We start from the raw sequence: 13207 nt of genomic DNA on the forward strand, positions 1-13207 counted from the left end.
CCGACGCCGACCCCCTACGACGTCGACCGCCCTGGACGCCCGACGCGCCCGACGCCGACCCCCTACGACGTCGACCGCCCTGGACGCCCGACGCGCCGGACGCCCGAGCGGCGCGCCCGAGCCGGGGAACCGGAAGGCGGGAGCGGCCCCCGACCGGCGATTCACCGTTGCGACCCCACTCCCGCACCCCCTATGAGTGGTCGCATGACACAGGAACCCGGAACCACGCCCACGCCCCTGCACTGGAAGCTCGTCATCGACTGCGCCAACCCCCAGTCCCAGGCCGACTTCTGGGGCGCCGCGCTGCACTACGAGGTCGAGGACAACAACGCCCTCATCGAACGGCTGCTGGAGCTCGGCGCGCTGCCGCGGGAAGCCGTCGTCGAGTTCCACGCCCGGCTCGCGTTCCGGGACCTGGTGGCCGTACGGCATCCGGACGACCCGTACGACAAGGACAGCGGCACCGGACTGGGACGGCGGCTGCTGTTCCAGCGCGTGCCGGAGGAGAAGACCGTCAAGAACCGGCTGCATCTCGATGTGCACGCGACGGCCGGTGAGCGCGAGAGCGAGGTCGAGCGGCTGGAAGGGCTCGGGGCGAGCGTGCTGCGGCGGGTGCGGGAGCCCGGTGGTGAGTGGGTGGTGATGGCGGACCCGGAGGGGAACGAGTTCTGCGTGCAGTGACCACGCGGGGAACTCAGGGTTTTCCCTATACGAACTTCCCGTCCGAATAGCGCTCTTGACGGAGAGTCAGGCTCACCCTCACCATCCAGGCACCCCATTCACTGAGGAATCCCTGTGATTCCCCAAGGAATTCGGAGCCCCCCACCATGAAGCTCTCCGTCTCCTGGCGCACGTCGGCGGCTGCCGCCGTCGCAGCCGCCACCCTCCTGACCAGCGGATCCATAGCCGGCGCGGCGCCCAGATCCGAGGCCTTGGCCGCCGCGCCCGACATCCCCGTGGCCGGCGTCAAGGCCCACCTCACCCAGCTCCAGTCCATAGCCACCGCCAACGGCGGCAACCGCGCCCACGGCCGCCCCGGCTACAAGGCCTCCCTCGACTATGTGAAGGCCAAGCTGGACGCCGCCGGGTACACGACGACGATCCAGCAGTTCACGTCCTCCGGTCGCACCGGCTACAACCTGATCGCCGACTGGCCCGGCGGCGACACCAACCAGGTCGTCATGGCCGGCTCCCACCTCGACAGCGTCTCCTCCGGCCCCGGTATCAACGACAACGGCTCGGGCTCGGCGGCGGTCCTGGAGACCGCGCTCGCCGTGTCCCGGGCCGGCTACCACCCCACCAAGCATCTGCGGTTCGCCTGGTGGGGCGCGGAGGAGCTGGGGCTCGTCGGCTCCCGCTACTACGTCAACAACCTCTCCTCCGCCAACCGGGCGAAGATCAGCGGCTATCTGAACTTCGACATGATCGGCTCGCCCAACCCGGGCTACTTCGTCTACGACGACGACCCCGCGATCGAGAAGACCTTCAAGGACTACTACGCCGGCCTCGGCGTCGCGACCGAGATCGAGACCGAGGGCGACGGCCGCTCCGACCATGCCCCGTTCAAGAGCGCGGGCGTGCCGGTGGGCGGCCTGTTCACGGGCGCCAGCCGGACGAAGACCGCGGCACAGGTCACCAAGTGGGGTGGCACGGCCGGGCAGTCCTTCGACCGCTGCTACCACTCGTCCTGCGACACGACGTCCAACATCAACGACACCGCCCTCGACCGCAACAGTGACGCCGTGGCGTACGCGGTGTGGGAGCTGTCGGAGTAAGGGCGGGCCTTGGCCGACCGGTTCACCCGGTCGGCGGTTCGGCCGCCTTGGCGGCTCGGGCGGCGAGTCGGTCCATGCGGGCGCGGGCCGACTCCAGCTCCTCGATCTCGTCGGCGGCCGGACCGCCCTCGGCCGTGAGGTCGGCCCACAGACCGAGCAGGTCACGGCCGAGGTGCAGACCCAGCGCCGGGTCCCGTACGGCGCGCCAGGCCGTGGCCGCGCCGTGGAGGCTGCCGTAGGCCGCCTCCGCGTCGCGGGCCCGGTGGTGCCGGCGCGCCACGTCCAGGGCGAGGGCGAAGGCCCGCTCCTGGTCACCCGCCAAGTAGGCGATGTAGGCGGCGAGTTCACGGATACGGAGCGCCTCGGGGTGCTCCGGCCCCAGCACCGCCGACGCCTCCGCCACGGTCCGCTCCGCGAGCTCCGTCGCCTCCGCCGTCCGCCCCGCCGTCACGGCCTCGTTGATCCGCGCACTCGCCTCGGCGAAGGGAGAGGCGTCGGCGGCGGAAGCCTGCGGCGCGTCGCCGAGCATGGCTTCGGCCACCGCGTCGAAACCGCGGGGTGGAGTGGGCCCGGGATCCGGGTCGAGTTCCGCGTCGAGGGCCGCTTCCGGCACCAGAAGCGCTGCCCGGGGCGGAGTCGGGGTCGGGGACGAGACGGGGATGGGGGCCGGCTCGGACAAGGGGATGGGGGTGGAAGTGGGAGCAGGGGAAGGGGCGTGGTCCTGCGGTACGGCATCCCGGGGCACGTCCGTCGGCTCCGGCGTCCCGTCCATGCGCGGCGGCGGCCCGAACTCCCCCAGCGGCGGTGCGACCGTGCCGGGTACGGCGTCCCGCACCGGCTCGGGCAGCGAGCGCATCCGGAAGGTGGGCGAGGCGTCGCGCTCCGGCCCCGGCAGCGGTCGTAGGACGTGGGTCGGGATGTCCCGGTACGGTGCCGCCGCACCCGGCGCGGAGGCGCTCGCCGGGGCGGCCGGAAGCGCGGGCGGCGCCGGGAGCGCGAGCGCATGCCGTACGGCGTTCCCCTGCGCCGTGGGCTCCGACGGGGCCGTCCGTACGGGCTCGGCGGTGAAGTGGCTGGATCCGTCGGCCTCGACCATCAGCGGGACGACGTAGCCGATGCGCTCGTCGTGGACGGTGGCGTGCACGGCGTGGCCGGCGGCGAGGGCGATGCGCTGGAGGTGGGTCAGGACGACGTGCTGGATCTCCTCACCCGGGGCCGCGGTGACGGGCACGCCGCCGATCGACGCGCCGCCCGCGCCCGGTCCGGCGGCGGGAACATGCACGTCGATCGGCGCGGCCACGGCGGCCGTCTCGGCGGCGCGTTTCTGGTCCCGCTTCTTCGCGCGGCTCAGTCGAGGCATCGCTTCCCTCACTCGCATGCGCCGGGGAGTTCGCGGACGGCGCGTTCGGGTTCCATGGTGCTCCCTCTCGCCGTCCGGTTCCGCTTCTCCGGCGTCCAGGTCCGTCGTAAAGGGCGGACACGTCGTACACGTACTCTCGAGTCTCTCCGGCCGCGCGCGGTGCGGACGTCACCGTGGCGTCACAGACTCGTTCCAGGAGCTTGTGCCACGTCACAGCGTTCCCATGCATGGCCCGGAGATCGATGGCGTGACGAGGGGGGAGTGCGGGCATGCGAACCGACATGCACGTACAGCGGGGCCGGCCGGGCCCGGAGATCTGGCTCCGGGGACCGGTCGCCCTGCCGGACGAGCCGACGCCCTCTCCCTTGCCCCTCGCGTCCCGGCGATTCTCCTGGGTCGGCGTGCACGGCGGGGCCGGTGTCTCCACGCTCGCCGCGGTCTACGGCGGCCACGACTGCGGACGGGACTGGCCCGGGCCCGCCGCCCCGCCGTCGGTGCTGCTGGTGGCCCGGACCCACGCGGCCGGGCTGGCCGCGGCCCTGAACGCCCTTGAGGTCTTCCGGCGCGGTGAGGCTCCGCACGGGCTCGACCTCGACGCCGTCGTCCTGGTCGCGGACGCGCCGGGCCGGCTGCCGCGCCCGCTCGCCGAGCACGCCAAGGTCATCGAGTCGGTGATCGACGTGTACCGGGTGCCCTGGGTGCCGGCCTGGCGGCTCGGCGACTTGCGGGGGCAGCCGCCCCGGGAGGCGGAGGCGTTGGGGAGGTTGACGGGACGGTCTCACTGAAGTCGCCGCGGCCACGCGGAGAATCGCTCCATGACGAGTGCACCCGGCCCTGGCACCCACCACCCTGAGACCGACCTCGACTCCGACTCCCAGTCCGCCTCTGCCTGTTGCTCCGAGGGCCCGCCCAGCGCCCTCCCGGCCGAGGAGATCGCCTCGGCCGTGCGCTCCGGAACCCTGCGCGCGGCCGACGTCGTCGCGGAGACCCTCGACCGGATCGAACGGGCCGACCCGGTCCTGTCCGCCTTCATCGAGGTGTGGGGCGAGGAAGCGCTCCGGCAGGCACACGAAGTGGACGCGCGGGTCGGCGCGGGCGAGCGGCTGCCGTTGGCCGGCGTGCCGCTCGGGGTCAAGGGGCGGCGCGGCCTGCGGGCGGCGGGACCGTTGCTGGCGGCGGGGTGTGTGGCGGTGGGGGCGACTTCGGTGCCGGGGCCGGGAACCGCCTGGCAGACCTGGGGACTTGGCCGACACGGCCGTACGGTCAACCCCTGGCGCCACGACCGTACGCCGGGCGGCTCCTCGGCCGGTTCCGCGGCGGCCGTCGCGGCCGGGCTGGTGCCGCTCGCGACCGGGAGCGACGGGGCCGGGTCGGTTCGGATTCCGGCGGCCTGGTGCGGGGTCGTCGGGCTGAAGACCGGCCGCGGACGGCTGCCGACGACCGACCGCACGGGGCTCATGGCACCGGGGGTGCTGGCGCGGTGCGCGGGGGATGCGGCGGCGTACTGGAGGGTGATGTCGGGGGACGGGGCGGGCACAAGGAGGGTCGCGACGCGGACGTACGAGGTCCCGACGACATACGAGGTCCCGACCGCCGTATGGTCCCCGGACCTCGGCTTCGACTCCCCCGACCCGGACGTGGTCGCCGTCGCCCGTGCCGCCGCCGTACGACTCGTCGAGGCCGGTGTGCTGCGGGCTGCGGGCGGGCACGCCGGCACTCCGCTCCGTCTCGAGGACCCGGCCCCGGCGTGGCTCGCGCTGCGGAGTCGGGAGGCCACCCCCGCCCACACCCGCGAGGCTCACCGCATCCGTGCCGTGAACGACGGCCGTCTGGCCGCCCTCTTCGCCGGCGCCCAGTTGCTGCTGACCCCGACCGCGCCCACCCCGCCGCACGGTCACGAGGGGCCCGGCGACCGCTACTCCACCGCGCTCACCTGGGCGTTCAACCTGAGCGGGCATCCGGCGATCAGCATCCCGGCGGGGTTCGGACCGGACGGCTGCCCCGTCGGGCTGCAGGTGGTGGCGGCGCACGGCGAGGAGTCGCTGCTGCTCGGCGTGGCCGGGGAGGCCGAGGCGAAGCTCGGACCCTGGACTTCTGCATGCGCGTGCATATAATGCATATGCTGTTAATCACCGTACGCCGATTCGCGGCCGGCCAGCTACGGCGGCCGTCCGTTTGGGGGACCCATGAACCGCCGCTTCCTGTTCGTTCTCGGCAGCAGCCGACCCGACGGCAACACCGAACTGCTGGCCCGCAGGGCCGCCGAACAGCTGCCCGAGGATGTCGAACAGCAGTGGATCGATCTGGCCGCGCACCCGCTGCCCGACTTCGAGGACCTGCGACACGACAGCGACCATGTGCGCCCCACGGAGGGCAACGTGGCACTGCTGCTCGACGCCACGCTCGCGGCGACGGACGTCGTGATCGTCTCGCCGCTGTACTGGTACTCGGTGTCCGCCCACGTCAAGCGCTACCTCGACTACTGGTCCGGCTGGCTGCGCACACCCGGCGTCGACTTCAAGGCGACCATGGCCGGGCGCACCCTGTGGGGTGTCACCGCGCTCGCGCACGAGGAGCAGGAGGTCGCCGATCCGCTGGTCGGGACGCTCAGCAACTCCGCCGCGTATCTGCGGATGCGCTTCGGCGGGGTGCTGCTCGGCAACGGCAGCAAGCCCGGTGACGTGCTCGGCGACGCCGAGGCCCTGGCCCGGGCGAAGACGTTCTTCGCGCAGGAGGCGCCGCTCGCCCGCTTCCCGTACGAGACGCCCTGAGCAGCCCTACGCCGTGACGCCCTACGCGGTGACGCCCTACGCCGTGATGTCCTTCGCCGTGAACCTCGCCCACGCCGCCGAACCGAACACGGCCGCGTAGAGGGCCTGGATGCCGAGGTTCTTGACCAGGTCGTCCCAGTAGACGGGTTCGCGCATCAGGTCGGCGAAGGACAGCCAGTAGTGGGAGAAGAAGTACGGCTGGATGGCGTGGAGCTGGGGGATCTGGTCGAGGATCTGGACGGTGATCAGCAGGCCGACCGTCGTCGCCATCGCCGCGATGCCGCTGTTGGTCAGCGTCGAGACGAACAGGCCGAGCGCGGCCACGCCGATGAGTGACGCGGCGACGACCAGGGCGATCAACAGGGCTCTGACCAGCCCCTCGGCGAAGCTGATCCGGGTGCCGGAGATGGTCGTCAGATCGCCGAGCGGGAAGAGCAGCGCCCCGACCGTGAGCGCCGAGACCGCGACGACGAGGGTGGCCACCAGGCAGAACGTCATCGTGGTGGCGTACTTGGTGAGGAGCAGCCGGGTGCGTCCGGCGGGGGCCACGAGGAGATAGCGCAGGGTGCCCGCGTTCGCCTCGCCGGCGATCGCGTCGCCCGCGATGACGCCGATCGCCATCGGCAGGAAGAAGGGGAGCGTCGCGGCGAGTGCGGTGAAGACCAGGAACAGGCCGTTGTTGGTGATCTGCGAGATGAACGCCGGGCCGCCACCGCCCTCCGGACCACCGCCCGCCGAGGAACCGTCGCCGGTCTCGATCTTCACGGCGATCCCGACCAGGATCGGTACGGCGGCCAGCACCGCGAGCAGGGCGAGGGTGCGCCAGCGCCGAAAGGTGGTGAGCAGCTCGCTGCGGAAGAGGCCGAACGTCCAGAGCGGACTGGGCTTGCGGAGTCCTTCGGGCTGCGCGACCCCGACAGCCGGCTGAGCCGCCCCCGTCTCCTTGGCCGCGCCGACCTCCTTGGCCGCGCCCACCTCCTTGGCCGCGCCGACCTCCTTTGCCGCGCCGACCTCCTTTGCCGCTTCAGCCTGCGACATCGAACCCCTCCCCCGTGAGCGCCACGAACGCGTCCTCCAGGGAGGGCCGGTCGACGCCGAAGCCCCGGACCCGGACTCCCGCCTTCACCAACGCCGCGTTGACGTCGGCGAGATCACGGTCCGGTGGTTCCGCGGTGACCCGGTCGTCGGTGATGACGACGTCACCGGCGCCCTGCTCCTTCAGCACCCTCGCCGCGTCCCCGGTGTCCGGCGTGGTCACGACGAGCCGGCCGCGCGCTCCGGACGCCAGCTCCGCCACCGCGCCCTGGGTGATCAGCCGGCCCTGCGCCATCACGGCCGCATGCGTGCAGACCTGCTCGATCTCGTCGAGGAGGTGGGAGGAGAGGAAGACGGTCGTACCGTCGGACGCCAACTCCCTGATCAGCGAACGTATCTCGCGCATGCCCTGCGGATCGAGCCCGTTGGTCGGCTCGTCGAGGACGAGGAGCCTGCGCGGCTGGAGCAGGGCGGCCGCGAGCCCGAGCCGCTGCTTCATGCCGAGGGAGTACGCCTTGGCCTTCTTGCCCGCGGCGGCCGTCAGGCCCACCCGGTCCAGGGCGGCCGCGACCCGGGTGCGCCGGGTGCGCGGATCGGCGGTCGGGTCGGCGGCGTCGTAGCGGAGGAGGTTGTCGCGGCCGGAGAGGAAGCCGTACAGGGCGGGCCCCTCGATGAGCGCGCCGACCTGCGGCAGCACGGTGCGCGCGGCCCGTGGCATGGGCCGGCCGAGCACGCGCGCGGTGCCGGAGGTGGGGTCGATCAGGCCCATCAGCATGCGGATGGTGGTGGTCTTGCCCGAGCCGTTCGGACCGAGGAAGCCGAAGACGCTGCCCGCCGGGACGGTCAGGTCGAGACCGTCCACGGCGAGCTGTCCGCCGCGGTAGCGCTTGGTGAGCGCGCGGGTGGCGATCACCGTGTCGACGCCGTCGATGTCGTCGATGTCGTCGACCGGTCCGGCCTCGGCAGCCGGACCGGCCCCGTCGCCCTCCGCGGCGGCCAGTTCCTCCATGCGCTCCTCAGGCTCCTCGATCCGTGCGTGCTACGGGTGGTACGGCATCGGCCCGCGGGTCACTTCCCCGAGTCGGCCGCCTTCACCAGCGCGTTCTTGTCGACGGCGCCGACGTAGACCTTGCCGTCGTCCGTGACCAGGGCGTTGATCAGGCGGGTCTTGAAGACCGTGCCCGAGCCGAACTTACCGGTGACCTTGTCGCCGAGGGAGTCCAGGAAGCCGCCCATGTCGCCGCCGACCTCGGAGCCGGACGGGATGCCCTCGCCGCCGGTGTCGAAGACCGCCACGGCGTTCCAGCCCTCGCCGATGACCTCGGGGCCGCCCTCGGCCGCCTTGCCGCGCTCGCCCTCGGACTTCGGGCCGCCGAACTCCTTTTCGAGCTCCTTGCGCAGGTCGTCCTCGGACTTCGCGTCGCCGCCATGCCTGGCGGCGGCGCCGTCCAGGTCGCCCTCCTCGGTGACCTTCGCGCCCTTGGGCGGGGTGAAGTCGAAGGTGGAGGCGGCCGGCTTGGCGAAGCTGACCTGGGTGAAGCCCGCGTCGATCACGGCCGCGCCGCCGCTGGACGGGGTCAGCGTGAACTTCAGCGGCATGCCGGTCTTGGCGTCCACCGCCACGGTGATCGCGCCGACCGTGGTGCCGGACTGCTTCGGCTTGATGAGCAGGCGGTAGGCGTCCCGGCCCGCGACCTGCGCGGTGCCGTCGACGGTGACGGACGTGGTGTCGTCGGCGGCCTTGAGGGCTTCCTCGGTGAGTTCCTTGGGCGTGGCGGGGAGCTCTTCGGTCTTCCCCTTCTCCTCCGGGGCCTCCTCGGCGGTGCCGTGGTAGACCTCGTTCGACTTGCTGTCGTAGCCCCAGATGTCCTTGCCGTTGTGGATGAGGCTGTACTCGGAGGCGTTCTCCAGCAGGGAGAGCTTCTGCTTGTTCTCGCCGTCGAGGGCGACGCGCAGGGTGTGCGTGCCGGACGCCAGCTCGGTGAGCTTGGCCGTCGGGTCGGCGGACGATCCGTCACCCGAGCCGGACGCCATGGCGCCGGAGGCGAAGCTCGACCCCAGCCCACCGAGGTCGGGCAGACCCAGATCGGTGGTGATCTTGAAGGTGCCGGACAACTGCTCGACGTCCGACTTCGCGATCTTCTCGATGAGTTGCTGCGCGGTGATCTCCGGCAGGTCCGGGTCGCCGGAGTCGGCGATCGCCGGAACGAGCCCGATGGTCGCCGCCGCGATGCCCACGACCGCGACCGGGACCACGTACCGCGCGGCCTTGCGGCGCCCCGCGCGCAGGTCGTCGGCCTCCCCGGCGGTCGTACTGTCGTCGGATTCGTACGGTGCCATGTGTGCCTTACCTCCGTCGTCGGCGGCGGCTGTCCGTCTCGTTCCTCGCTCGAGAGTCTTACGACCCCGCACTCGCCCACCCCTGAGCCGCCATTCTCACCCGAATCGGTGAGGAGTGGTGTTTTCCGTGGTCCCCATCTGACCAAATCGGCCAGGGGGATTCGTCAGCCTCCGGAGCCAACTCGGCGTACACCTGGGGTATGACACACGGAGGCGACGCCTCCCCCGACCCGTAGGGGTCGCCACGGGGAGACGCCGCCGTGCGCCGTCGCGCCGGAGCGGATCAGCCGTTGATGAACACGTAGTCCGCCTGGTAGGGCACGCCGACGATCGCGCCGGGCGAGCAGGAGCCGGCCGGGGCCACGCCGCCGACGGTGTTCAGCCGCAGGATCTCTGCGGTGTCGGCCAGCAGGCCGTGGTGCTTGCCGGACTGAGTGGCCTTCAGGTCGAGCTCGGGGATGTTCCTGTCGCCGTTCGGGGTCTTGGAGAGGACGGACCCCGTCACCGCGCTGCCGTCCCGTGCGATCCACTGCGGCGTCCCGGAGTTGGGCGCCACGAAGGAGTGCGCGATACGGCCGCCCAGTACGGCGCTGACGTCCCGCTGGGCGAAGGCGTACCCGCCGCCCTCGGCGGGCTTGCACTCGTAGATCTGCTTGCCCTTGATGACGGACGCCTGGAAGTTGTCGAGCGCGTCGCGGAAGTCGAACTTGGCGACGGTGACCTTGTGGAGCTGCCCCCGCACGGCGCCGCCCGGGAACTCGGCGGTGTGGAGGTTGGCGTAGAAGGAACTCGGGTCGGTCTTCAGAGCGTTGAGCAGGGCGGGGTCCTTCACGGTGACGGTCCCCGTGACGCTGTGCCCCTTGCTCTTGCCGAGCAGGCCGCCGAAGTCGACCTTGATGCCGCCGTTGGTGCCCTTGGCGCCCTGGTGGATGTGGAGGGCGGTCGGCTTGCCGGTGCCGCGCCAGGTGACGGCGACGGAGACCTTCTCGCCCTTGACCTTCACGAACTGCAGCGCGGCACCGTCCCTGTCCCCGACGGCGGGCCCACCCGCCACGGGGACTTCGTTCGCCCCGCGGAGACTGGCCGCGAGGACCGTACCCCCGCCACCGTGGGTCCCGGCACCGAGGTCCCCGCTCCGGCTCACGATCCCCTGCGTGTCGCCTCCGGCGTGGCCCGCGTGGTCTGCACGGTCGCTTCCGGCGTGGCCCGCGTGGTCGGCGCGGGCGCTTCCGGCGGCGAAGGCGGGAATCACCGCGGTGGCGACACCACCGGCGGCGGCCACCGCGACAGCGGTGACGATCAGGCTCTTACGGCGCTTCGAGAACGTCGTCTTCATGCCCATGATTCTGTTTTCTCCCCGTAATGCAGCTGACGCCCCCTGCGTCAGCTTCTGGGCATTCATACGGAGGCGATCTTACTTTGGACTCAGTCCAGCATTGTGACCTGCGTCACACGGTTCTTTTCAGCCCAGCCGGCGTTTGAGGACGAGGCCGTTCAGGCCGATGGGGGTCCAGGGGGCGAAGCCCCTTGGAAACCCCTACCCGGCGCGATGCACCACCGCGTCGCACAACTCCATCAACGCCGCCTTGGCATCAAGATCCGGCAAGGGCGCCAGCGCGGCCCGCGCATCCTCCGCGTACCGCACCGTGTCCCGCCGAGCCTGCTCGAGCGCCGGATGCACCCGAAGCTGGGCCAACGCCTCCGCGAGCCGCGCGTCGTCACTCAGATCGGAGTCCAGCAGCTCGCACAGCGCGATGTCCTCGGCCAGCCCCAGCCGCTCGGCCCGCTCCCGCAACCGCAGCACCGGCAGCGTGGGAATGCCCTCACGCAGATCCGTCCCCGGCGTCTTCCCGGACTCCCGCGAGTCGCTCGCGATGTCCAGGACGTCGTCGGCCAGCTGGAAGGCGACCCCGAGCCGCTCTCCGTACTGGGTCAACACGTCTACGACCGTCTCGTCGGCGCCCGACATCATCGCCCCGAACCGGCACGACACCGCCACGAGCGACCCGGTCTTCCCGCTGAGCACATCCAGGTAGTGCTCGATCGGATCCCGGCCGTCCTGCGGCCCCGCCGTCTCCAGGATCTGTCCGGTGACCAGCCGCTCGAACGCCTCGGCCTGCACCCGAACGGCCTCGGGCCCGAGGTCGGCCAGGGTGTGCGAGGCGCGCGCGAAGAGGAAGTCGCCGGTCAGTACGGCGACCGAGTTCCCCCAGCGGGTGTTCGCGCTGTCGACCCCGCGCCGTACCGCCGCCTCGTCCATCACGTCGTCGTGGTAGAGCGTCGCCAGATGGGTGAGCTCGACCACGACGGCCGACGGGACGACCCCCGGCGCGTACGGATCCCCGAACTGGGCGGCGAGCATCACGAGCAGCGGCCGGAACCGCTTCCCACCGGCCCGCACCAGGTGCTGGGCGGCCTCGGTGATGAAGGGGACCTCACTCTTGGTGGCTTCGAGCAATCCCTCCTCGACAGCCGCCAATCCGGCCTGGACATCGGCTTCCAGAGCCTGGTCCCGCACGCTCAGCCCGAACGGCCCGACGACGGTCACGAGGGGTCTCCTGTCTGCTGGTGTCTACTGGCGGTTACACGGTTTGTCGATAGGTCGCTGCCATCACTCAAGTCAGCGTATCCGGTCAGGTTTCGATCACCGATGCCGCCCACCCGTCCACCACGGGCGGTATCGGATCACGGCCGGTATTTTTTTGATCACGTGATAAGGCCGGATATCCATCGACTTATAGGGAAGTAGCGGCCTGTATCCCGAACCGACGCCGCCATCGGATCCGAGAACATGCAGGCCATCCGCGTCCCGGCCCTCGCGGACGCGGCCGCCCGCAGGGGCCTGGGCATGCCGACAAGGCCCACAGACCCCGCCTCCCACGGCCGGGGCCGCGCGCCGGAGGGCGGGGCCCTGATCGTTCGCGGCCACTACGCCATGGCGGTGCCTGCCGCCACCACGACCCCAGGGAGCCCCGGGTCGATCAGCGCGGGCACGGGGCCACCGAAACCGATGGCCGGCACGACCGCGGTGGACGCCGGGCCCGCCGGGCTCGCCGCGAAGCCCGCGAAGGCCGCGAAGGCCGCGGCGCGCCGGCCGCGGCGCACGATGCGTCCGGTCCGCCGACCGGCCGGGGATCCCGCTCATGCACATCCGTATGTCCTCCCCCTGCGAGACGACACATCACGACCCGCGCGCGCCGCTCGATCGTCATGACAACGACGTGCACCGCATGGGAGGTTCCGTCCTCACGGGGGTCGCCGACCCGGCGGCCGGGCAGCCCGGCGCGGAAGTGGGCGAGCAGACCCGCGTGTTGAGGCCGGGAGCTCACCGGCCCCTTCCGGGCCGCACACGGCAATGAGTTGCAAAAAGGGGCATTTCACGACCCCGGCGGCGCGCTCCACCCGGAGGGCGAAGAGGCCCTTTTCCGTCGGACGCGGGAAAAACGGACTCCACGGACAGCCGGTTAAAGGCGAGTTGGAGCCATTGCCCGATTTGCCACTTCTGTGATCACCAGTGAATTGGGTCACTCACCCCCGCCCGCACCCTGGGCCGGGCACACCCCTCCCCGCCTTGCCCCGAACGCAAGTTGAGGCTTGGCAACCGCAAAGGATCAAGCGCCCCATACGCCTCAGACCATGGTCAACCGCACGACAGGTGATTACGGCACTTGTTCCGGGCATGTGCTCTCGCATACGTTCCCGCTCGTCGGGCGGACGCCTAATCCTGCCGCCGCCCGAGTCATCCCCGACGTAACTCACACACGCGCGGCAGGAGCGGGGGACCCAGGTAAGTCGCCGGACCGGACGCCTTGATGGCGCCCGCGCACCGGCTTGGGGTTAAGTCGCACCGTCGCGAGACGGCGCGGCCGGGCATCTCCCGCCCGAACCCGACAGCTCACCTCGCAGGCGCCGGAGAGGAACAGCGC

12 protein-coding genes and 1 riboswitch are annotated in these 13207 nt (G+C 71.6%); of the genes, 5 read left to right on the forward strand and 7 right to left on the reverse strand.

Annotated elements, in window-relative coordinates:
* Positions 1-204 precede the first annotated feature (204 nt).
* Positions 205-681: a VOC family protein gene (locus tag ACIRD7_RS28360; RefSeq protein ID WP_403457993.1), complete on the forward strand. Its 477-nt coding sequence runs from the start codon at positions 205-207 to the stop codon at positions 679-681.
* 146 nt (positions 682-827) lie between these two features.
* Positions 828-1775: a M28 family metallopeptidase gene (locus ACIRD7_RS28365; RefSeq protein WP_403457995.1), complete on the forward strand. Its 948-nt coding sequence runs from the start codon at positions 828-830 to the stop codon at positions 1773-1775.
* A gap of 22 nt (positions 1776-1797) precedes the next feature.
* Here the strand turns inward: ACIRD7_RS28365 and ACIRD7_RS28370 are convergent, their stop codons facing one another.
* The gene (locus tag ACIRD7_RS28370) at positions 1798-3135 is read right to left on the reverse strand and encodes a tetratricopeptide repeat protein (protein ID WP_403457996.1); all 1338 of its coding nucleotides are present in this window, start codon (positions 3133-3135) and stop codon (positions 1798-1800) included.
* A gap of 269 nt (positions 3136-3404) precedes the next feature.
* Between ACIRD7_RS28370 and ACIRD7_RS28375 the strand changes: the two genes are divergently transcribed.
* From ACIRD7_RS28375 to ACIRD7_RS28385, 3 genes are all read left to right on the forward strand, one after another.
* Entirely contained in the window at positions 3405-3920 is a 516-nt protein-coding gene (locus tag ACIRD7_RS28375) for a DUF6668 family protein (protein ID WP_403457998.1), read from the forward strand.
* 30 nt (positions 3921-3950) lie between these two features.
* Positions 3951-5249, forward strand: a complete 1299-nt coding sequence (locus tag ACIRD7_RS28380) for an amidase (RefSeq protein ID WP_403457999.1) — start codon at positions 3951-3953, stop codon at positions 5247-5249.
* A 72-nt stretch (positions 5250-5321) separates the two neighbouring features.
* Entirely contained in the window at positions 5322-5906 is a 585-nt protein-coding gene (locus ACIRD7_RS28385; protein ID WP_403458000.1) for a flavodoxin family protein, read from the forward strand.
* Positions 5907-5942: 36 nt separating this feature from the next.
* On the opposite strand, the gene ACIRD7_RS28390 is transcribed toward ACIRD7_RS28385, so the two are convergent.
* The 6 genes from ACIRD7_RS28390 to ACIRD7_RS28415 all read right to left on the reverse strand — a co-directional run bounded on the left by ACIRD7_RS28390 (position 5943) and on the right by ACIRD7_RS28415 (position 12386).
* Positions 5943-6944 (reverse strand): ABC transporter permease, encoded by a 1002-nt coding sequence (locus tag ACIRD7_RS28390; RefSeq protein ID WP_403458003.1) that lies wholly within the window; start codon positions 6942-6944, stop codon positions 5943-5945.
* Positions 6931-7950, reverse strand: coding sequence for an ATP-binding cassette domain-containing protein (locus ACIRD7_RS28395; protein WP_403458005.1), 1020 nt, complete (start codon positions 7948-7950; stop codon positions 6931-6933). Before ACIRD7_RS28395 ends, ACIRD7_RS28390 begins: the two co-directional genes overlap by 14 nt.
* A 59-nt stretch (positions 7951-8009) precedes the next feature.
* Complete coding sequence (locus ACIRD7_RS28400) at positions 8010-9281, reverse strand: outer membrane lipoprotein carrier protein LolA (RefSeq protein WP_403458007.1); 1272 nt, start codon at positions 9279-9281, stop codon at positions 8010-8012.
* Positions 9282-9564: 283 nt separating this feature from the next.
* A complete protein-coding gene (locus ACIRD7_RS28405) occupies positions 9565-10617 on the reverse strand; it encodes a CHRD domain-containing protein (RefSeq protein ID WP_403458010.1) in 1053 nt (350 codons plus the stop codon).
* Between the two features lie 201 nt (positions 10618-10818).
* Positions 10819-11829 (reverse strand): polyprenyl synthetase family protein, encoded by a 1011-nt coding sequence (locus ACIRD7_RS28410; protein ID WP_403458012.1) that lies wholly within the window; start codon positions 11827-11829, stop codon positions 10819-10821.
* Positions 11830-12209: 380 nt separating this feature from the next.
* Positions 12210-12386 (reverse strand): hypothetical protein, encoded by a 177-nt coding sequence (locus ACIRD7_RS28415; RefSeq protein ID WP_403458013.1) that lies wholly within the window; start codon positions 12384-12386, stop codon positions 12210-12212.
* Between the two features lie 631 nt (positions 12387-13017).
* Positions 13018-13203: riboswitch (cyclic di-AMP (ydaO/yuaA leader) on the forward strand.
* Positions 13204-13207: the final 4 nt, after the last annotated feature.

It is taken from the genome of Streptomyces sp. NPDC093568 (genome assembly GCF_044764945.1).
Lineage (GTDB): Bacteria > Actinomycetota > Actinomycetes > Streptomycetales > Streptomycetaceae > Streptomyces.

Coding starts and splice junctions, on each gene's coding strand:
- ACIRD7_RS28360 (WP_403457993.1), top strand. CDS start 205: ATGACACAGGAACCCGGAACCACGCCCACGCCCCTGCACTGGAAGCTC.
- ACIRD7_RS28365 (WP_403457995.1), top strand. CDS start 828: ATGAAGCTCTCCGTCTCCTGGCGCACGTCGGCGGCTGCCGCCGTCGCA.
- ACIRD7_RS28370 (WP_403457996.1), bottom strand. CDS start 3,135: ATGCCTCGACTGAGCCGCGCGAAGAAGCGGGACCAGAAACGCGCCGCC.
- ACIRD7_RS28375 (WP_403457998.1), top strand. CDS start 3,405: ATGCGAACCGACATGCACGTACAGCGGGGCCGGCCGGGCCCGGAGATC.
- ACIRD7_RS28380 (WP_403457999.1), top strand. CDS start 3,951: ATGACGAGTGCACCCGGCCCTGGCACCCACCACCCTGAGACCGACCTC.
- ACIRD7_RS28385 (WP_403458000.1), top strand. CDS start 5,322: ATGAACCGCCGCTTCCTGTTCGTTCTCGGCAGCAGCCGACCCGACGGC.
- ACIRD7_RS28390 (WP_403458003.1), bottom strand. CDS start 6,944: ATGTCGCAGGCTGAAGCGGCAAAGGAGGTCGGCGCGGCAAAGGAGGTC.
- ACIRD7_RS28395 (WP_403458005.1), bottom strand. CDS start 7,950: ATGGAGGAACTGGCCGCCGCGGAGGGCGACGGGGCCGGTCCGGCTGCC.
- ACIRD7_RS28400 (WP_403458007.1), bottom strand. CDS start 9,281: ATGGCACCGTACGAATCCGACGACAGTACGACCGCCGGGGAGGCCGAC.
- ACIRD7_RS28405 (WP_403458010.1), bottom strand. CDS start 10,617: ATGAAGACGACGTTCTCGAAGCGCCGTAAGAGCCTGATCGTCACCGCT.